The sequence below is a fragment of the Paenibacillus sp. J31R34 genome (assembly GCF_059383715.1).
The window spans coordinates 648,685-667,746 of record NZ_JBXENU010000001.1 but is presented as its reverse complement, the minus strand read 5'-3'; the positions used below and the strand labels follow the sequence as shown (position 1 = coordinate 667,746).

The window sequence follows — 19,062 nt, the reverse complement described above, 5'->3', positions numbered from 1 at the left end:
GACAGCTTGGGGCATGGCGATTACAATGTGATTATATTAGATTGTTAGATAATTATCTAAATATCGAAAGGAGATAGCTCCTCATTGTCGATTAACCAGGCGTTTAAAGCATTATCCGATCCGACGAGACGCACAATACTGGATTTATTGAAAGAGCGGGATTTGACAGCGGGGGAAATTGCTGACCATTTTCAAATGACCAAGCCGAGCATTTCCCATCACTTAAACTTGCTTAAGCAGGCTGAGCTGGTGTCGGATGAACGTAAAGGCCAGCATATTTACTACTCGCTAAATACGACCGTCTTTCAGGATTTGCTCAAATGGATTGCTTCTTTTCAATAAAACCTTAACTTATTAACCACCTGACTTGGAAAGGAACGATGAATGATGAAAAAGAACATTTGGACTTGGCTCATTGTTGCACTATCTTTTATTGCCGGGATGATCTCCTACTCTTCTCTGCCTGACACCTTGCCCGTACATTGGAATGCATATGGCGAACCAGATCGGTATGCCGGTAAAATGTTTGCTCTATTTCTCATCCCGGCCATTATGGTGCTGCTTATGCTGTTATTTAAATATTTGCCGAAAATCGACCCCAAGCTGGCTGCAAGCTCCAGCACCATCAAAAGCACCGATACCATCAATCAAGTGCTGATGCTTGGCCTAGCCGCTATTCAAGGCTTCATCATCGCGTATGGCTATGGCGTCCAGCTTGATATTCAGATGATCGTCATCCCGTTTGTCGGCATTTTGTTCATTACGATAGGGAACTACTTGCCGCGCATGAAGCCCAATCGCATTGTCGGCATTAAAACACCGCTAACACTGAATAACGAACAAGTGTGGCGCAAAACCCATCAGCTTTCGGCCAAAATATTTTTCTGGGGCGGCTTTCTCATTATTGTGACGGTGTTCCTGCCAGGCATGCTGCAGCTGATAAGCTTTCTGACGGTGGTTGTGCTCGTATCCATCCTGTCGGTCTTCTCTCTGGTCTTTGTTGCCAAAAAAAATTAGCGCCCTTGGGAGAGCGCTTGCCGTGCGTTTTCTCAAAATACTTCACTAAACGTGGGGTGGCTCCCACGTTTTTTTATTCCAGCCTAGTCGGTGATTCAGCACCTTCATATCTGCATCGAGCGTCACAGCTACCCCAAACGGCATTTGCTGCTTATTCCAAAAACGCACATCGCTCCAGGTCACTTCGTAACCACCCTGCTTCTCCTGCACATTCACATGAACCCGCTCGGAAAATGACAATAGAGCTTTTACCCCTTCCTCATTCATCGCCGCACGCACGACCGGAGCCAGCTCCGTACTATCCGACTTGCTGACTGTCGTCTCGATTGTAACCAAACCCCCGGCAACCGTTCCCGCCGCATAATGGTCGCCGCAGTCTGCTGTAAACTGCCAGCTATAGCCAAGCAGCGATGGTACAAGCGTTATGCCTGTACTGATGCCAAAGCTTTCCCGGAGCAGCCGCTTCACCTTTCGGCTTATTAGCAGCCTCCATCCGATGTAGAAAACCGTTATGGTGTAAACAATGGCAAACATCGGACCTGGCGCGGCTATGCCTGACGCCCAAAGAATACAGCCAGACGCATGCAAGACAAACAAATACGGATCAAATAGGCATAACGTATCTAAATGCAGCCATTTCTGCGAAACAGGCCTAGCGCATTGTACCCCAAAGGAATTGAACAAATCCAGCAAAACATGAAAACAGACCGCTACGAACATCCAGCCTACAACTTGCCAGGCGAGCTCCGGTACGCCATAAAGCCACGCAATTGGCAAGCCCAGCAACGACCAAATGGCGGGTGCAGGCAGCGAATGCGTAATACCGCGATGATGGCGAACATAGGCCGCTTGGCCTTTTAAGCGCATCACCGTATCAAAATCCGGTGCATGGCTGCCGAGCAGCGTCGCCGTCCATACGGCAAGCATCGCGGCTGGCTGCGCAGCCAGTGCAGGGTCGAGCATCGCGAGTCCCCCAAGTGTTGCGCCGAACAATAAATGGCTTGCTGTATCCATCACGAATCAGCCTCCCGATGTGTAAACTGCTGTTCACAGCCATCATACGGGGCTAATGTCAACGCATTATTTTCAGCATATGTTGATTTCGTAAGGGGTAACTGATGACTAGCAGTCGCTGCGCCGCGCTATTTTAGCATGAAACAGATCATAGGCCGCTTCCGATTGCGGAAAAATACGCTGTGCCTCTTCCTTCAGCATCGGCATATCCTCAAGCATAAAACGCGAGCTGAAATGCGTCATAATAAGCTGCTGCACCCCAGCATCCTTCGCAGCCTGCGCCGCTTCAATCGTCGTCGAATGGCCATATTCATGCGCTTTCTCTTCCTGTCCTGCCGCGAACGTCGCTTCGTGAACGAGCAAATCCGCATTTTCGGCAAGCCGGGCAATGTTGGCGCATGGGCTGGTATCGCCAGCAATCGCAATAATTCTGCCTTTCAATGGAGCACCAGCTACATCAGCAGCACGCACCTTCGTGCCGTCTGGCAGCTCCACATCCTCGCCCTGCTTGAGCTTGCCATATAGCGGCCCTGACGGAACACCAAGCGCTTTCAAACGCTCTGTATTAAGCTTGCCTGGACAATCGCGCTCCAGCAGGCGGTAGCCATAACAGGGCAGGCGATGATCTAATGACCACGCTTCCACAACGAATCGCTCATCCTCATGAATAACGCCATCCACTTGGATCTCGGTTATGAGCAGCTCGTAATCAATATGGGTTCCGCTCAGCCGCAGCGCGGTTCGCACCATCTCTTCAATGCCCACAGGACCAAACAAATGGAGCGGACCTTTGCCCCCGGAATAAGACCTTGTGCTAAGCAGTCCCGGAATGCCAAAGGTGTGATCACCATGCAGATGCGTAATGAATAAAGCATTCAGCTTGCCCATTTTCAGCGGGGATCGCATCATTTGATGCTGAGTTCCTTCGCCTGCATCAAACATCCATAGCCCGCCATCTGGCTCTGGCAGCCGCAGCGCGATCGACGTCACATTTCGTTCTTTCGACGGCCTTCCCGCACCTGTTCCAAGAAACCAAATTTCCATGCTCCTACCGCCCCCTGTTCAAAAATAGGATAAAGCCTCCGCCAATCGTTAAAAACGATTTTACGGAGGCTCTCCCTGCTATTCATGTTGCTATTTATGCTCCTAACGCTCAACCTTTTCAACGTTAAAATATTGCGCTTCCGGATGGGAAAATACCATCGCAGATACCGACGCTTCCGGCTCCATCATAAAGCCCTCTGTCAACTCAACCCCAATATCCTCCGGCTTCATCAGCTCGAACAATGGGCCTTGATCTTCCAGATCCGGACAGGCCGGATAGCCAAACGATACGCGAATCCCTTGATAACGTGCGCCGTGGCGCTGCTTCATCGTCATCGTATGCGGATCCGGGTAGCCCCAAATATCCCGCATCATATGGTGGACGCGCTCAGCGAGCCCTTCAGCCACCTCAAGCGCCACCGATTGCAGCGCGTGCGAACGCAAGTAGTCGCCTTGATCCTTCCATTGCCCTGCCAAATCACGAATACCTTCGCCAGCCGTTACAACGAGGAATCCAACATAATCCATGATGCCGCTATCTACCGGCTTCAGGAAATCAGCCAAACAAAGGAATGGCTCTACCTGCTGGCGCGGGAAGGTGAAGCGTTTGATTTCCTTCGTCTGATCTTTAGCATCGTAAATAATAATATCGTTGCCTGAGGACTGTGCCGGGAAGAAGCGGTACATGCCGTTAGCCTTCAAAATCCCGTTCGTCGTTCCTTCATGCAAAATGTTGTCAACCGTTTCTTTGAGATGAACCGCCTTCTCGTTCTTTTCCTTCAGCAGGTTTTCCACATTGCCCTTCAGACCAAGATGATGACCGAGCAGCATTTGCATATTGATATAAGGAATAATATGCGGCAGCGGAACATCGCGCAAAATATGGCGATCCAAATCAGGTGGAATGTACACAGGAGCGTCTACAGAAATTTTCGAACGCTCGATCCGGGTAAGCTTAGGCAGCTCTTTACTTTGAACCTCTTCTTCGCCGCCCGATGCTTTGTATTCGGCCATTTCATCTTCCATACGTTGACGGTGGTTCTTATCCATCAGCTTATTGGCAATATCAAGCCCGTCCATTGCATCCTTAGCGTACAGCACCAAGCCGTCATATTCCGGACCAATCCGCGTCTTCGTAAATTTCCGGGTCAACGCCGCCCCACCGACAAGAATCGGCGCGTCAATGCCTGCACTGCGCATATCCTGAGCCGTTATGACCATCTGCTGCGCCGATTTAACGAGCAAGCCCGACAGGCCAATCGCATCCGCCTTCTCATTGCGGTAAGCTTCTATAAGCTTCTCAGGCGGTACTTTAATGCCAAGATTTATAATTTTGTAACCGTTGTTGGACAAAATAATCTCAACTAGGTTTTTGCCGATATCATGCACATCGCCTTTTACCGTCGCCAATATAATTTTCCCTTTTACGGACGATTCATCCTTCTCCATAAACTGCTCCAAATGAGCAACCGAAGCTTTCATGACCTCTGCGCTTTGCAGTACCTCTGCCACAATCAGCTCATTATTATTAAACAGTCTGCCGACCTCTTCCATCCCCCGCATGAGCGGTCCATTAATGACCTCCAGCGCCGTATATTTGGCAAGCGCCAAATCCAGGTCAGGAAGCAGCCCTTCCTTCGTGCCTTCAACGACATAGGAACCGAGTCTTTCCTCGAGCGACAGGTTGGAGATCTTCTCCTTCTTGACCACTTTCTTCTCGCGGAAGGCAGCAACGAAAGCAGCCAGCGTCTCATCCGTCGTATTAAAAATCAATTCCTCCGCCAGTCTGCGCTCCTCTTCAGGAATCGAAGCGTATCGCTCCAGCTTCTCGGTGTTCACAATCGCATAATCGAGTCCCGCTTTTGTGCAATGGTACAAATAAACCGAGTTAAGCACCTCGCGGCCCGCATCCGGCAAACCGAATGAAATGTTGCTGAGACCAAGAATAGTTTTGGCTAGCGGATATTTTTCTTTGATTAGCTTAATACCCTCAATCGTCTCCACCGCAGAGCCAATATATTGCGGGTCGCCAGAGCCAACCGGGAACATATTCGGGTCAAAAATAATATCCTCTGGATTCATTCCGTATTTATCCACTAGCAAACGATAAGAACGCTCTGCTACTTCGAGCTTCGCTTCTCGGCTAACCGCCTGACCGCGCTCATCAATTAAAATCATGACGACTGCTGCACCATATTGATGGATAAGGGGAAGAATCTTTTCAAACTTGGCTTCGCCATCCTCCAGGTTAATGGAGTTAATGATTGCTTTGCCTTGCGAATATTTAAGGCCCAGCTCGATAATATGATCGTAGGTTGAATCGAGCATGAGCGGCACTTTAATCTTCTTGACGACTTGCGGTAAAAAATGATGAACGGCGTACGCTTCATCAATATCCGTATCCTGCAAGTTAATGTCAATGACATGGGCTCCGCCTTTTACTTGCGCTCTGGCAATTTCCGAAGCTTCGTCAAACTTCTCTTCCTTAATGAGACGCTTGAACTTCCGCGAGCCGGAAATATTCGTGCGCTCCCCAATCATAATCGGGCGGTTTTCAGGCTCAATATAGACGGTATCAATGCCGGATACCGCTGCAGGATGCTCACCATATTTGGTACGCGGCGGATATTTCGCCATCGTCTCGACAAGTGCGCGGATATGTTCCGGCGTCGTACCACAGCAGCCGCCAGCAATGTTCAGCCAGCCCTGCTCGGCAAAAGCAGACATTTTTTTCGCCAGCGATTCCGGGGACTCATGATAATTCCCGTTCTCATCCGGCAGGCCTGCATTCGGATAACAGCTGACTGCCGAATTGGCAATTTCGCTTAGGGTACGAATATGGTCACGCATAAACTCAGGGCCCGTCGCACAGTTAAGTCCCATGGATATTGGCTTCAAATGCTCAAGCGAAATGTAGAAGGATTCAATGCTTTGACCGGCCAGCGTCGTTCCCATAGGCTCAATCGTTCCCGAAATCATAATCGGAAGCTCGCGTCCCATCGTCTCAAATGCATTGCGAATGCCGATGCTGCCCGCTTTCACATTAAGCGTATCCTGAGATGTTTCCAGAAGCAGCGCATCTACATCCGCCTCCATGAGCGCAACGACTTGCTCGTAGTAGCTGTCTACAAGCTCTTCAAAAGTAACCCCGCCTGTTACGGAAAGCGTCTTCGTCGTCGGACCAAGCGCCCCTGCCACATAACGCGGATGCTCAGGTGTCGAATATTTATCCGCCGCTTCACGGGCAATTTTTGCCGCAGCAAGGTTAATTTCGCGCGCCTTTTCAGGTATATCGTATTCAGCCAGTACGACGCTTGTAGCTCCGAACGTATTCGTTTCCAAAATGTCCGTGCCTGCCTCTAAATATTGTTCATGTATAGTACGGATGACATCAGGACGCGTCAACACGAGTATTTCATTACAGCCATCCATATCCTCGCCGCCAAAATCATCCTCGGTAAGATCAGCCTGCTGAATCATCGTTCCCATTGCGCCGTCCAAAATCAATATCCGCTTTTGCATCATTTCTTGTATGGTTGGTTTCGACAATTTTTGTGCACCCTTCCTGTGAAAATCACTAAAGTTCAGTTTAACAGAATCGTCGCAATGTGAAAAGCAATTGCAATCGACAATCCACTGATTTTGCATTATAATCAGTATATATTTAATATAACATTTAATTTCAATAGGAAAAGAGGGAATTGTGATGGCTGAGATTAGAATTCGCAATACTGAGGAAAGAATATCGGGCGAGCAGAACGTTCGCGCGTTTTTGGAAAGCCAAGAAGTCCTTTATGAACACTGGGATGCTAGCAAGTTGCCAGGCCATCTGCAAGATAAATTTGTATTATCCGATGAAGAGAAAGCGGAAATTCTTGCTACTTACGATGTTGAAATTCGTGAGCTTGCCCAGCGTCGCGGTTACAAAACATGGGATATCGTTGCCCTTTCAGACGCTACACCAGGTCTTGATGATATTTTGAAACGTTTTGAGCAAGTGCATACGCACACGGAAGACGAAGTACGCGCAATTACAGCCGGACGCGGCATCTTTATTATTAAAGGCAGCGAAGAAGTCGGTTATTTCGACGTTGAGCTGGAAGCTGGAGACGTTATTTCGGTTCCAGAAACGATTCCTCACTTCTTTACTTTGATGGACAACCGCCAAATCGTTGCTGTTCGCCTGTTTATTGAAACAGAAGGCTGGATTGCCCACCCGTTCGAAGACCCTGCTTTCTCCAAAGCTTGATTATATCATTATTGATTTTCGTCATTATATGTAGAAGCCCCTTGAGCCATTTCCAATGGACCAAGGGGCTTCTTTTTGTGCTTTTGCAGCAGCAATGGCGCGAGTATATGCGATTACCCCAGCAGCGGCAGCAATTCCTCTAAATGCTTGATTTCATATGTAGGCACAATTTCATCCGAGCGAACAGCGCCATGGCGATTAATCCATACCGAATCCATTCCAATCGTATTAGCACCCAGAATATCCGTTGTCAATTTGTCCCCAACCATAACGCCCTGCTCAGGTTCAATGCCCAGGTTCTCCAGCGCATGGCGGAAAATCGAAGCTGCCGGCTTGCCTTCTCCGAAAGCGCCAGAAATAATGATGTGATCAAAATAAGGAGCAAGCTGTGGAACGCCTGTAAGCTTCTCCTGCTGCAAATCCGGAGAACCGTTCGTCAGCAGCAGCAGCTTATATTTGCCCTTTAGCGCATCTAGCAGCCGGAACGTTTCATCATAAACGATCGGACGCGATCTACGCTCTGCTGGAAACTGCTCGGCCAGTCTGGCACCAAGCTCTTGATCGTCAACGCCAAGTGCTTTAAGCCCTTTCGTCCATGCTTCACGACGATAAGTTGGTGCAAGCTGCTCCAGCTTTCTGAACTCTTCCTGCTCTCCCTCACGGAAGTTAGCCCATAGGCCTTCAAAAGGATTAATTCCAATCATTTTCGTGAAAGGGAACGTTTCATACGATTCATATAGGCTGCGAGCCTCCTTGCGGACAGCTTCCTCCAACTCTACCGCATCTACGCCCGCTGCTTGCGCACCTGCTTGACAGGTCGCATCAAATGCTTCTTGCACACTACGGTCATCCCATAGCAGCGTGTCATCCAAATCAAATAATACCGCTAGCTTTGCCATTGTTCACAGACTCTCCTGGTCGATTTATTTTTGTTCGTATGTTATGCCGTTTTCTTTGGCAAACTGCTCTAATTTCGCGCTGATTTCATCCGTTGGATACCGATGAAATGCTCGTGAAAAAGCCCACGTCGACCCTTTTTGCGGTTCAATCGACACATAGCCAGGCTGTACGCGAATCGTCTTGATCGCTTCTGCACCTAGACGCTTGTCGCCGGTCAGCTTGCGAGTTTGAACATAGTTTTTACCGATTGTAATATACGGGCGCCGCAGGAAAAACACAATTGCCAGAAATACATAACAGCCAATCGTCACACCCAGCAAGGTGTCGAATTTAAATTGCGGGTCCATTTGTGCAAGAATAACGTACATGGCAATAAACAGTAGGAGCAAAATCGGCGCAATATAGCTGCGGCCAACAAAACGATCTGACTGGGGTCCAGCAGGCTTAAAGCTCGGACCGCCTTGTTTTTTGCGATTTTTGTTAATTTGATTCGTATTTCGGCGCACTTTGCGCTCCCATGTACGTGACAAAATCGTTCCTCCTTATAATGCTGCCTCACAAAATCAAGCTTTATCGATCTAGTTTGACAAGTGATGCAGACTGACACTGTTTATCTATAGCTTTCACTGCACTCTGTTAAAACGGGCGTTTGAATTTTGCAATAAAACGATTCGGATAGTCTTCGGCAAGCGCACTGACATCGTCCAGACGATTCCATACCTCTTCTGGCATCGACCAGCCGACAGCTCCCATATTATCCTCATATTGTGCAAGCGTACTGGCTCCAAAGATTGGGGACGTAATGCCTTCCCTCTGCAGCAGCCAATTTAATGAAACTTGAGCAGGTGTTTTATCAAGCTCCTTGGCAGCCGCTACTACAGCATCCAAAACAGCAAAATTGTGCTCACTTGCCCGATTTGCCCAAGCGCTTTCGCCTACTTTGCTAGTCAATCTGCCCTCCGTCGGCTCAGTGCGATCATACCTGCCCGTCAGAAAACCGCCACCAAGCGGAGCCCATGGTATAACACCCACGTTTTCTTCCAGACAAAGCGACATCATTTCGCGATCCATCTGACGGCTGACAAGGCTATATTGAGGCTGCAGCGAAACAAAGCGTACATAACGATTAGCATCGCTCCAAGCTAAGGATTTCATAAGCTGCCACGCAAAAAAGTTGGAGCAGCCGATATAACGTACCTTGCCTGATGTGACAAGGTCATCGAGCGTCCGCAGCGTCTCTTCAATAGGTGTAGCATGATCCCATACATGAACCTGATACAAGTCAATGTAGTCGGTTTGCAGTCGCTTAAGGCTCGCTTCAACGCCGTCCATAATATGCTTGCGGGACAAGCCTACTCCATTAATATCAGGCGATGTTGTCATTCTAACTTTCGTCGCAACGACCATCTCCGAACGACGCCCTTTAATGGCTTTCCCAACAATCTCTTCAGAGCGTCCGCTTACATAAACGTTAGCCGTATCTAAAAAATTACCGCCTCGTTCCACAAAACGATTGATCATTTCAAGCGAATCCTGTTCATTCGTTGTATTGCCAAACGTCATTGTTCCAAGACAAAGTTCAGAAACAGCCAGTCCACTACGTCCAAGCAATTGGTATTTCATAAATAAAGCCCGCCTCTCCCATTAAGATGATTAATGCTGTGGCTTCTCGTCTTCCGCTTCATTCTCTTCATCTTCTACGAACTTAATCGTATCAAGCTGCTGGCGAAAATTACTTTTAAACTGCTCCATATATTTACTGCGCAGCTCAGCCCGTTCCGTCAGTTCCTCGGGCGTCAAACCGATCGTTTTATTTTTACGGGATAATTCATTAATTCTTGCAATAAGCTCTTCCATTGGTTGCTCACCTCACTTGCTGTACTTTTCCCAAACTCTTTCTACTTTGACATTACCAATACGCTGTTGTCAAGGTGAAACGGCTGTCGCCGTCCTTTGGCGGCGCAGCGCGTTTCAGTCCGGGAAATATAGAGAAAGGACGAGAAAATCATATACTTTCCTATATTTCAAGAAAATGGGTGTGTAATTAAATACAGAATAGATCGTACAACGATAATGCTATCATTGTTCCGATCTATTCTGTATTTTAGATAGCGTATTGGCACTTTCTGAGCTCCAAAGTTCAGCTATATGATTTCTATCAAGCAGACACCGTTCTATACAATTCTATACCATAGAGATATTTTGCTTAACGACACTAGGACGAAGGAATGACCAGCTTCTGCCCAGGCCATATATCTGGTGACGACAGCTGGTTGCGCTCCCGTATTTGAAAGACGGACCAACGTATATCATCAGAACTGTCCGAATATTTACGTGCAATCTCCCATAATGTATCGCCTTGTGCGACTACTACCGTCTGCTCTCCAGCAGACGCTGGTGCAACATGATTCACTGAAGCTTCTGTACGCACCAATAAAAAACCAGAAAACAATACAATAAACAGGGCCAGACACACTGCCAACTTCAAAGCGTAGTTGCTAACTGCAGCCATGTTGATTTGCGATTTCATCTTTGCCACCTTAACAGGCGCTTTCTCTGAAAAAATAGATTGATAGGATTCTGGATAAATGATCATTGCCCTCACTCCCAAACATTTGTTCTGTTTTGATATTAACACGAACATTTGTTTGTGGTCAACACACAATGCGAACTTTTGTTTTTAGGAACTTATGTTTGTACGAACGGCGGTTCCATGTTATAATTTGAGAAATAAATACTCATATTGCGCTTCTAATGCAGTGCCTGAATCAAAGTTTCAATCAAAAATCTTGTCGCACTCATCATGGAGTGCGTGAACTGGAGTGATCATGTTGTCCAAAGCTTCCAATCGCCAGCAGTCGATTCTGGAATTTATAAAGAACGAAGTTCGCGAGAAGGGTTATCCGCCTTCCGTACGTGAAATTGGAGAAGCAGTTGGACTTGCTTCAAGCTCAACCGTACATGGTCATCTGGACCGTCTGGAGAAGAAAGGACTTATCCGCCGCGATCCGACTAAGCCACGTGCCATCGAGATTTTGGACCAGGAAGATGTCGACGGAATTATACGCCCTGCTGTTACCCATGTACCGATCGTCGGTAAAGTTACTGCAGGTGTGCCGATTACCGCTACCGAGAATATTGAAGAATATTTCCCAATCTCTTCCCATTATGTAGGTGATGATGATGTATTCATTCTTAATGTCATTGGAGAGAGCATGATTGAAGCAGGCATACATAACGGCGACTACGTTATTGTGCGCCAGCAGCAAACCGCTACTAACGGTGATATTGTGGTCGCTATGACTGAGCACGATGAAGCAACGGTCAAAACCTTCTACCGCGAGAAGGATCATATCCGTCTCCAACCTGAGAACGTAACAATGGAACCTATTCGCCTGAAGAATGTTACGATTTTAGGCAAAGTCATTGGCTTGTTCCGGGATTTCCATTAATCGTTTATATTTCATACTCTTCATACATGAAGAAAGCTGCATCCTTGCCCGTATAAGAAACGGGCTGGATGCAGCTTTTTTATTTAGGCAGAGGATTTTTTCTAGCTCTCGAACTTCCTACTCAGACTGCTTCGGTATGACGACACTTCGGATAGCTTGAACAACTAGCTTTGTCCCCCTATAACTAGATCAGACCGAAATCACCTTATGCTTGTGTCACCGTCACTTTGCATCCATGTGCTTATAGAAGCTGTCAAATATATTTCCCAAACTGTCGCCCCTCCAACGCCATACTACCTAACTTGCGCCCAGACTAAGAAGAACCACAAATACTTGTACCAGATCGATTTCCTTTTATTCCATATATGTTTCACCACGCTTTAATCTCCTTTATTAATTATAATATACCTTATAAAAAACATAATGTAATTTATTGTCTATTATTAAAAATAAATCGATAAAAAACACCAAAACAAAGCGCTACTGATGTAGATATCAGTAGCGCTTTGTTTCGACCCTTCCGACTTTTTAAAGTCAGTCATAGGACGTAATCTATTGTTGTATCAATCATTCGCTTTCAAAATGATGATCGAATTCAGCGGGGATCTACACAAACATGTTGTTTTAACAATATAGTGAAGTGCATTTTCCCCCGCTGTCTGAAAATCGATCATTTCTGTTTTAATATCTCTGTCTCTATAATGATATTCGTTTCCCTCTGTTTTACATTTTTAATATAACACAGAAGAAATCATCGTTATGTCGATTTTTGTCGAATGCCATTAACATTTCCATACTAGTATGGAAATTTATTGACATTACAAAAAAAGCACTGTATAATGCTTTTTTTTGTATAAAGGACTGATTCACTAACCTAAAGACATCAGCCCTTTATAATTAAATGCTCCACCAAATGAAGTTTACGACCAATTACATTTGCCGTTACACCACCATCAAAAAAAGCTGTGTTTCCAAACCTTTCGACCTTCACATAATTGATGTGGTCGATATTAACAAGAATATTGCTATCCAGCGATTTAAAGCCAAGTGGGATAAATATTTGCTTGCAGGCATCAAGCGTTAATATAACTGTAAAGATTCCTTTTACTGTATAGAAACGCGGAACGACATAGTTTTTCTTTGGCTTGAAGACATCAATCAGCATAACTTCGGATAAAATGAATGTATCAAATTGTTCTCCATCTATAACATCTCCGTATACCCGCTGACCTAAAATCTCTGTTGACATGTCCATAGAACTCACGCTACTTCAATTCCTTCGGTACCGGCTGGATCCCAAGGAAAATCTTTCTTTTTTTTCCTTCTGCTGATTTTTCTGCTTGTTTAAATAGAATTTCCGAGAATTTACGAGCAAGTTTCTGTTTCATGCCCCTTTTCACCTCCTATCTGTTGAAGAATAACAAAGAAAATCTGTATAAAAAAAGCAAGCGCAATTACATCTGATTTAAGATATATATTTGATAATACAAGCAATAAAGAGATACCCTTCTCCCTCCGAAAAACAAATAATAGCATTCCGCTTATTATTGTTAATGTTATTGCTGTTACATCATTCAAAACAATATGTGGAATTGTTGAAAGTAGCAATGTAGAAATGGCGAAACATTTGGTTAATGATGAAAAATGGAAACCGCCTATATCACGCCTCAAAACGCAAAAAGCAAGCATACCTATTATCGTCTCGATGAGGGCCTCGGTCATCCATCCTACAACTAAAGTCAGCACTACTATCGCCGTTGGATTTAACCAATAGCCTAATTGATAGGCCATTACATCGACAGATACATTGCCCTGCGGATCAGCCTTTTTTATAGACAGCGCTATTTGTCTGGATAAATATTCAATCATCTTCCCGATCCCTTCTACTCGATAAATAGTATAGTACGATTAAGACAAGCAATACCATCGGATATATAAACATGATTACATCGAAATAAAGAGTTATGTACAATGCAATAGTAATAGTGACAGCAATTCCAATTGAAGTAACAATAATTAACCTATTCGTTCCACTGAAAAACTTTTCCCTTATGTCAAAATCATGCGGTGGAATTACAATGAACGCAAAACCAAAGTTAAAGAGTTTAAAAACAGCACCTATAATCAGTGCAACCGAATTAGTTATAACTTGTATAAATTCGATTCCCGGGACACCTGACTCAGCTGCAACGGATTCATTAACGCCGAACAGCGTTGCAACATAATAAACAGGTAACTGCAAAGCGACAAAGACACCAAAACCTGTCGAGACCATTATCCATGAATAAAAAACTTTCACCTTCAACAAGAACCTATTGAATAGAAGGAAAATCACAATCTGCGCCAACATATCCAGAACAGGAGATATATCAAGCACAACCCTAAATAAATAAGATGAGCATGAGCTTAAAGCGCATAAAAGAGCAATTATATATTTGTGATCCCATAAACTCTGCCTAAAAATTTTAAACATCAACACAACGACAGCTAGAGCATCAAACATGCTTAACATCAAAAAATTAATAGTATTCAGAACGCCACCGTCTTTGATAGTATTTTAAAAAGCAAAATTTTATTATAGTTTATGATTTCATCATTGCATGATGATGTACATATTGGCAATAAGAATTTTTGACGCTAAATGAATAACTAATTTAATCACTCGACCTGAAAATCAAAGCTAACCCAGCCTACTCCGGTCTTAGTCCTTTATATTATCATTAATATTCAATCCTACATCAACAAATTGTTTATTCATTATTTCGCTCTCAAATATCTATTTTTATATTCACCTCTGATATTTGCCCATAAAAAAATCCCTCAGCGCTTACAGCGCCAAGGGATTTCACCTTCTAGAACAATGTCAAATATTGATCTCTTTCCCACTGATGGACTTGCGTCTTGTACATGTCCCACTCAATTTCCTTCAGCTCGTAGAAGTGAGCCAGAGCGTGCTCGCCGAGCGCACTGCAGATAACATCGCTGCGGAGCAGCTCGTCCAACGCTTCCTTAAGATCAACCGGCAAGCTTGGCACACCGGATTCAATACGCTCTTCCTCCGTCATAATGTAGATGTTGCGGTCTGTTGGAGCTGGAAGAGTCGTTTTGTTCTTGATGCCATCCAGGCCAGCTTTCAGCATAACGGCTAGTGCCAAATATGGATTAGCTGCAGGGTCTGGGTTACGCACTTCAACGCGCGTGCTCAGTCCTCTTGAAGCCGGAATACGGATCATTGGCGAACGGTTGCTTGCAGACCATGCCACATAGCAAGGTGCTTCATAACCTGGTACAAGACGCTTGTACGAGTTGATTGTCGGATTCGTAATAGCAGCCATTGCGCGAGCATGCTCCAAAATACCTGCCATATAATAACGAGCAGTTGCGCTAAGGCCCAGCTTGTCGCTCTCATCATAAAATACGTTGGTGCTGCCTTGGAACAGCGATTGGTGACAGTGCATGCCCGATCCGTTCACGCCGAACAGCGGCTTAGGCATAAATGTAGCGTGCAAGCCATGCTCTCTCGCAATCGTTTTAACAACGAGCTTGAACGTTTGAATTTGGTCAGCGGCTTTAATTGCATCTGCATATTTAAAATCAATTTCATGCTGTCCTGGAGCAACCTCGTGGTGAGATGCTTCGATTTCAAAGCCCATTTCCTCAAGCGTTAATACGATTTCACGGCGACAGTTTTCGCCCAAATCCATAGGAGCAAGGTCAAAATATCCGCCTTGGTCATTCAGTTCCATTGTAGGCTCGCCGCGCTCATCGGTTTTGAACAGGAAAAATTCCGGTTCAGGACCGACGTTCATCGCCGTATAACCCATTTCTTCCGCTTCCTTCAGCGCACGTTTCAGAATACCACGCGGGTCCCCTGCGAACGGTGTGCCGTCAGGCATATAAATATCACAGATCAGACGAGCTACACGATCTTGTGCAACCCATGGGAATACAACCCATGTATCTAAATCAGGGTAAAGGTACATGTCAGATTCTTCAATACGCACATAACCTTCGATGGAAGAACCGTCAAACATCATTTTATTATCAAGCGCTTTATCCAACTGGCTCATTGGAATTTCAACGTTTTTAATCGTTCCCAGCAAATCTGTAAATTGAAGGCGGATGAATCTTACGTTTTGTTCCTCGGCAATTCTCTTGATATCCTCTTTAGTATAGCTCACTAAAAGTCATCTCCCTTGTTTGCTTGATTATAATGGTACGATTGCATCCTAGCGCTTGTGCAAGAAACGCGATAGCTGACCCTGTATAAGCGAGGCCTGACCAGGCCGTTTCTCCAATAGCTGCTGCTTGAGCATGCGGTGAAGCTGGGCATCAGACAGTTCCTTACGCGTAACCTCCGATTGCTCACTAACAATAGTCGCGTCGTCGGATTCTTTGGAAACCGGATTCATAACCTGCTTGATTCCAGCTATGTTGACGCCCTTTTCAATTAAAGCTTTAATTTCCAGCAGCCGTTCTACATCATTAAAAGAAAACAATCGCTGGTTCCCAGCCGTCCTAGCCGGTACTATCAAATCATGCTGCTCGTAATAACGAATTTGGCGGGCTGTTAAATCAGTAAGCTTCATTACAATGCCTATTGGAAATAAGGCCATATTTCTACGTATCTCGTCAGCCATATCACATCAACCTTCCAGTCGCTCATTTACATCTATTTTAACGTCCTACCAAGGAAGTGTCAAGTCGTGTGAGGTTTAATTACAATTAATCCTTCAACAACGAGTCGCTTCAATGCCGTCAAAATACCGTATTTCGCATGGGCAAACGTAAGCCCACCCTGCATGTAAGCGATATAAGGCTCGCGAATTGGCGCATCTGCAGATAACTCAAGGCTTCCGCCTTGAATAAACGTTCCTGCCGCCATTATGACAGGATGTTCATATCCGGGCATGTCCCATGGCTCTGGTGTAACATGGGAGTCAACTGCCGCTGCCTGTTGAATACCCTGTACAAAAGCAATCAGATGCTCCGCGCTGCCAAATTTGACAGCTTGAATTAAATCCGTTCGCGGCGTATCCCAGTGAGGCTGCGTATCAAATCCAAGCTGCGTGAATAATGCCGAAGCGAGCACGCTGCCTTTAACTGCTTGTCCCACTAAGTGAGGGGCTAGAAACAGCCCTTGGTAAATCGAACGAAGCGTCCCCAGCATAGCGCCTACCTCGCCACCAATGCCCGGAGCAGTTAAGCGGTAAGCCGCCGCCTCGACTGCCGCAGATGTACCGGTAATATAACCGCCAGTCGAGGCAAGACCGCCTCCAGGATTTTTAATCAATGAACCTGCCATTATATCAACGCCAACCTGGGTCGGCTCCAAAAGCTCGGTAAATTCACCATAGCAATTGTCCACAAACACCAGCACATCAGGCTTAATCTGCTTGACGCGGCTCGTTATTTCACCAATTTGCTGCACAGTAAAAGAAGCACGCCAGCTGTAGCCGCGAGAGCGCTGAATGCCGATTACTTTAGTTTGCGCTGTAATGGCTGCTTCAATTCCTGTCCAGTCAAGTCCGCCGTCTTCCAGCAGAGCCACCTCATTGTATTGGATGCCAAAATCCTGCAAGGAGCCCTTTCCATCGCCCGGCTTGCCGATGACTTTATGCAGCGTATCATATGGCGTGCCCGTCACATACAAAAGTTCGTCTCCTGGTCTTAATACCCCAAATAAGGCGCAGCTAATCGTATGTGTTCCCGACACAAAATGAGGGCGAACGAGCGCCGCCTCTGCACCGAAAATATCGGCATATACCAAATCAAGCACTTCACGCCCACGGTCATTATAGCCATAGCCAGTTGAGCCGCTAAAATGATAATCGCTTACTCGATGCTTCTGGAAAGCCTGAATGACCTTCCATTGATTTCGTTCTGCAATGCGGTCAACCGCCTTCATTCGATCGCCTGCAAGCTCCTCTGCTTCCTCAGCAAGCTCCTCAAGCCGTTTCCATACCAAATCTTCTTCATTGCCATTCAGTCCATTGTCAACTCCGCTATTTCCGTTCATTGCTGCTGTAGTCTCTCCCTTTTGTCGATCGGCTCCAAAGCATCCTTAGACGATATAAGGATGCAGACGGTGCCCGTTCACTTCATAATCCTGTTTGCTCAACTGAATCGTCAGACGAAGCAGTTCTCCCTCTTCGCCATCCACTTCTTGCTCAATTACTTCTCCCGTGCGGTAAGCAAGCGCAATTAAATCGCCTCTGGCGGCTGGCAGCGCAAACACAACGGTATCCCCCATAAGCTTTTCTTGAATCGTATCGCAAAGCTGATTCAAGTCGGCTTCCTTGTATGCGTTGATGATCAGAGAATCTCCACCAGAACGAAGCGTGTAGGCTTCCTCAGGCGAGCAAAGATCGATTTTATTATAAATCGTCAGCGTAGGCTTGCCTGCTGCCCCGAGATCGTTCAAAATGCGATCTACAACGGCCATTTGCTCATCACGCATGGGCGAACTGCTGTCTACGACATGCAGCACTAAGTCCGCCTCGTTGACTTCCTCAAGCGTCGCGCGGAAAGCGGCAACGAGATCGTGAGGAAGATTTTGAATAAAGCCAACCGTATCGGTCAAAATTACTTCTCGGCCGTTAGGCAGCTCAAGTGTGCGTGAAGTTGGGTCTAGCGTGGCGAACAGCTGATTCTCCACGTATACGTCGGCATCCGTCAGCTGACGGAGCAGCGTCGACTTACCCGCATTCGTATAGCCGACCAGCGCTACTTGAATGATGCCGGATTTCTTTCTGCGCTCGCGGTACAAATGCCGATGGCGAACAACTTCATCCAATTGAGCTTTAAGATCAGTGATGCGCCCCCGAATATGGCGCCGATCTGTCTCCAGCTTGGACTCGCCGGGACCGCGTGTACCGATGCCGCCGCCAAGACGCGACAGGTTTTTGCCGTGTCCCGACAAGCGCGGCAGCAAGTAACTGAGCTGAGCCAGCTCAACCTGTATGTTCCCCTCGCGCGTTCCCGCACGCTGGGCAAAAATATCCAAAATAAGCTGCGTCCGGTCTACAATTTTCACATCCAGCATCTCTTCGAGATTGCGTACCTGCGCCCCAGAAAGCTCTTGATCAAAAATAGCGGTTGTCGCACCCATTTCGTCGGCAACCAGACGTAGCTCCTCTGCCTTGCCTTTGCCGATAAACCATTTTGTATCGGGCTTTTCACGGTTTTGTGTTAATGTTGTGAGCACTTCAACGCCTGCCGTTTCGGCAAGCTTAACCAGTTCCTCAAGTGAATGCTCCGGATCGCTGGAGCCGCGTTTAATTTGTTGTGTGACCAAAGTGACCAATATAGCGCGATCCTGAATATCAGTCTGTGTATCGTGCGTCTTTTCTCGCATATGTTTACCCTCTCAATCGTTCTTTGTGC

The 19,062-nt window shown here is 46.3% G+C and carries 20 protein-coding genes; 4 read left to right on the top strand and 16 right to left on the bottom strand.

Annotated elements, in window-relative coordinates; all coding sequences use genetic code 11:
* Window positions 1-90: 90 nt before the first annotated feature.
* Both AC50YG_RS02845 and AC50YG_RS02840 read left to right on the top strand, forming a co-directional pair.
* Window positions 91-342 (top strand): autorepressor SdpR family transcription factor, encoded by a 252-nt coding sequence (locus AC50YG_RS02845; RefSeq protein ID WP_341282991.1) that lies wholly within the window; start codon window positions 91-93, stop codon window positions 340-342.
* Between the two features lie 45 nt (window positions 343-387).
* Window positions 388-1,017 carry an SdpI family protein gene (locus AC50YG_RS02840; RefSeq protein ID WP_494824568.1) on the top strand — a complete coding sequence of 210 codons (630 nt, stop codon included), beginning with the start codon at window positions 388-390 and terminating at the stop codon, window positions 1,015-1,017.
* 45 nt (window positions 1,018-1,062) lie between these two features.
* Here the strand turns inward: AC50YG_RS02840 and AC50YG_RS02835 are convergent, their stop codons facing one another.
* The 3 genes from AC50YG_RS02835 to metH all read right to left on the bottom strand — a co-directional run bounded on the left by AC50YG_RS02835 (window position 1,063) and on the right by metH (window position 6,600).
* A complete protein-coding gene (locus AC50YG_RS02835; RefSeq protein ID WP_494825277.1) occupies window positions 1,063-2,031 on the bottom strand; it encodes a metal-dependent hydrolase in 969 nt (322 codons plus the stop codon).
* Between the two features lie 108 nt (window positions 2,032-2,139).
* Complete coding sequence (gene rnz / locus AC50YG_RS02830) at window positions 2,140-3,075, bottom strand: ribonuclease Z (RefSeq protein ID WP_494824566.1); 936 nt, start codon at window positions 3,073-3,075, stop codon at window positions 2,140-2,142.
* Window positions 3,076-3,177: 102 nt separating this feature from the next.
* Window positions 3,178-6,600, bottom strand: a complete 3,423-nt coding sequence (gene metH / locus AC50YG_RS02825) for a methionine synthase (RefSeq protein WP_494825275.1) — start codon at window positions 6,598-6,600, stop codon at window positions 3,178-3,180.
* 181 nt (window positions 6,601-6,781) lie between these two features.
* Between metH and AC50YG_RS02820 the strand changes: the two genes are divergently transcribed.
* Entirely contained in the window at window positions 6,782-7,324 is a 543-nt protein-coding gene (locus AC50YG_RS02820; protein WP_494824565.1) for a 1,2-dihydroxy-3-keto-5-methylthiopentene dioxygenase, read from the top strand.
* A gap of 113 nt (window positions 7,325-7,437) precedes the next feature.
* Here the strand turns inward: AC50YG_RS02820 and AC50YG_RS02815 are convergent, their stop codons facing one another.
* The 5 genes from AC50YG_RS02815 to AC50YG_RS02795 form a co-directional block, all read right to left on the bottom strand.
* Window positions 7,438-8,223, bottom strand: coding sequence for an HAD family hydrolase (locus AC50YG_RS02815; RefSeq protein ID WP_494824562.1), 786 nt, complete (start codon window positions 8,221-8,223; stop codon window positions 7,438-7,440).
* Window positions 8,224-8,247: 24 nt separating this feature from the next.
* The gene (locus AC50YG_RS02810) at window positions 8,248-8,754 is read right to left on the bottom strand and encodes a hypothetical protein (protein WP_341277881.1); all 507 of its coding nucleotides are present in this window, start codon (window positions 8,752-8,754) and stop codon (window positions 8,248-8,250) included.
* A gap of 106 nt (window positions 8,755-8,860) precedes the next feature.
* A complete protein-coding gene (locus tag AC50YG_RS02805) occupies window positions 8,861-9,847 on the bottom strand; it encodes an aldo/keto reductase (RefSeq protein WP_473758469.1) in 987 nt (328 codons plus the stop codon).
* A 30-nt stretch (window positions 9,848-9,877) separates the two neighbouring features.
* Window positions 9,878-10,081, bottom strand: coding sequence for a DUF896 domain-containing protein (locus AC50YG_RS02800; protein ID WP_341277883.1), 204 nt, complete (start codon window positions 10,079-10,081; stop codon window positions 9,878-9,880).
* 358 nt (window positions 10,082-10,439) lie between these two features.
* Window positions 10,440-10,820 carry a LysM peptidoglycan-binding domain-containing protein gene (locus AC50YG_RS02795; RefSeq protein WP_473758468.1) on the bottom strand — a complete coding sequence of 127 codons (381 nt, stop codon included), beginning with the start codon at window positions 10,818-10,820 and terminating at the stop codon, window positions 10,440-10,442.
* Window positions 10,821-11,055: 235 nt separating this feature from the next.
* On the opposite strand from AC50YG_RS02795, the gene lexA reads away from it, so the two are divergent.
* Window positions 11,056-11,676 (top strand): transcriptional repressor LexA, encoded by a 621-nt coding sequence (gene lexA / locus AC50YG_RS02790; RefSeq protein WP_046232543.1) that lies wholly within the window; start codon window positions 11,056-11,058, stop codon window positions 11,674-11,676.
* An 883-nt stretch (window positions 11,677-12,559) separates the two neighbouring features.
* On the opposite strand, the gene AC50YG_RS02785 is transcribed toward lexA, so the two are convergent.
* The 8 genes from AC50YG_RS02785 to hflX all read right to left on the bottom strand — a co-directional run bounded on the left by AC50YG_RS02785 (window position 12,560) and on the right by hflX (window position 19,033).
* On the bottom strand, window positions 12,560-12,940 hold the full coding sequence (locus AC50YG_RS02785) for a dipeptidyl aminopeptidase (RefSeq protein ID WP_494824556.1): 381 nt from the start codon (window positions 12,938-12,940) through the stop codon (window positions 12,560-12,562).
* A 1-nt stretch (window position 12,941) separates the two neighbouring features.
* Window positions 12,942-13,064: a hypothetical protein gene (locus AC50YG_RS02780; protein WP_494824554.1), complete on the bottom strand. Its 123-nt coding sequence runs from the start codon at window positions 13,062-13,064 to the stop codon at window positions 12,942-12,944.
* The gene (locus AC50YG_RS02775) at window positions 13,042-13,545 is read right to left on the bottom strand and encodes an accessory gene regulator B family protein (RefSeq protein ID WP_494824552.1); all 504 of its coding nucleotides are present in this window, start codon (window positions 13,543-13,545) and stop codon (window positions 13,042-13,044) included. The genes AC50YG_RS02780 and AC50YG_RS02775 overlap by 23 nt, the downstream gene beginning before the upstream one ends.
* Window positions 13,538-14,179, bottom strand: coding sequence for a hypothetical protein (locus AC50YG_RS02770; protein WP_494824550.1), 642 nt, complete (start codon window positions 14,177-14,179; stop codon window positions 13,538-13,540). The genes AC50YG_RS02775 and AC50YG_RS02770 overlap by 8 nt, the downstream gene beginning before the upstream one ends.
* 349 nt (window positions 14,180-14,528) lie before the next feature.
* Window positions 14,529-15,857 carry a type I glutamate--ammonia ligase gene (gene glnA, locus AC50YG_RS02765; RefSeq protein ID WP_494824548.1) on the bottom strand — a complete coding sequence of 443 codons (1,329 nt, stop codon included), beginning with the start codon at window positions 15,855-15,857 and terminating at the stop codon, window positions 14,529-14,531.
* Window positions 15,858-15,905: 48 nt separating this feature from the next.
* Window positions 15,906-16,316 carry a MerR family transcriptional regulator gene (locus AC50YG_RS02760; protein WP_341277890.1) on the bottom strand — a complete coding sequence of 137 codons (411 nt, stop codon included), beginning with the start codon at window positions 16,314-16,316 and terminating at the stop codon, window positions 15,906-15,908.
* Between the two features lie 59 nt (window positions 16,317-16,375).
* Entirely contained in the window at window positions 16,376-17,695 is a 1,320-nt protein-coding gene (locus AC50YG_RS02755; protein ID WP_494824546.1) for a methionine gamma-lyase family protein, read from the bottom strand.
* Between the two features lie 45 nt (window positions 17,696-17,740).
* Entirely contained in the window at window positions 17,741-19,033 is a 1,293-nt protein-coding gene (gene hflX, locus AC50YG_RS02750; RefSeq protein WP_494824545.1) for a GTPase HflX, read from the bottom strand.
* Window positions 19,034-19,062: the final 29 nt, after the last annotated feature.

What these genes read in the sequence shown, in the direction of transcription:
- AC50YG_RS02770 (WP_494824550.1), bottom strand. Translation starts at nt 14,179, where the DNA reads ATGTTTGATGCTCTAGCTGTCGTTGTGTTGATGTTTAAAATTTTTAGG.
- AC50YG_RS02800 (WP_341277883.1), bottom strand. Translation starts at nt 10,081, where the DNA reads ATGGAAGAGCTTATTGCAAGAATTAATGAATTATCCCGTAAAAATAAA.
- AC50YG_RS02820 (WP_494824565.1), top strand. Translation starts at nt 6,782, where the DNA reads ATGGCTGAGATTAGAATTCGCAATACTGAGGAAAGAATATCGGGCGAG.
- AC50YG_RS02795 (WP_473758468.1), bottom strand. Translation starts at nt 10,820, where the DNA reads ATGATCATTTATCCAGAATCCTATCAATCTATTTTTTCAGAGAAAGCG.
- metH (WP_494825275.1), bottom strand. Translation starts at nt 6,600, where the DNA reads ATGATGCAAAAGCGGATATTGATTTTGGACGGCGCAATGGGAACGATG.
- AC50YG_RS02815 (WP_494824562.1), bottom strand. Translation starts at nt 8,223, where the DNA reads ATGGCAAAGCTAGCGGTATTATTTGATTTGGATGACACGCTGCTATGG.
- hflX (WP_494824545.1), bottom strand. Translation starts at nt 19,033, where the DNA reads ATGCGAGAAAAGACGCACGATACACAGACTGATATTCAGGATCGCGCT.
- AC50YG_RS02775 (WP_494824552.1), bottom strand. Translation starts at nt 13,545, where the DNA reads ATGATTGAATATTTATCCAGACAAATAGCGCTGTCTATAAAAAAGGCT.
- rnz (WP_494824566.1), bottom strand. Translation starts at nt 3,075, where the DNA reads ATGGAAATTTGGTTTCTTGGAACAGGTGCGGGAAGGCCGTCGAAAGAA.
- AC50YG_RS02755 (WP_494824546.1), bottom strand. Translation starts at nt 17,695, where the DNA reads ATGAACGGAAATAGCGGAGTTGACAATGGACTGAATGGCAATGAAGAA.
- AC50YG_RS02840 (WP_494824568.1), top strand. Translation starts at nt 388, where the DNA reads ATGAAAAAGAACATTTGGACTTGGCTCATTGTTGCACTATCTTTTATT.
- AC50YG_RS02760 (WP_341277890.1), bottom strand. Translation starts at nt 16,316, where the DNA reads ATGGCTGACGAGATACGTAGAAATATGGCCTTATTTCCAATAGGCATT.
- AC50YG_RS02805 (WP_473758469.1), bottom strand. Translation starts at nt 9,847, where the DNA reads ATGAAATACCAATTGCTTGGACGTAGTGGACTGGCTGTTTCTGAACTT.
- AC50YG_RS02780 (WP_494824554.1), bottom strand. Translation starts at nt 13,064, where the DNA reads ATGAAACAGAAACTTGCTCGTAAATTCTCGGAAATTCTATTTAAACAA.
- AC50YG_RS02835 (WP_494825277.1), bottom strand. Translation starts at nt 2,031, where the DNA reads ATGGATACAGCAAGCCATTTATTGTTCGGCGCAACACTTGGGGGACTC.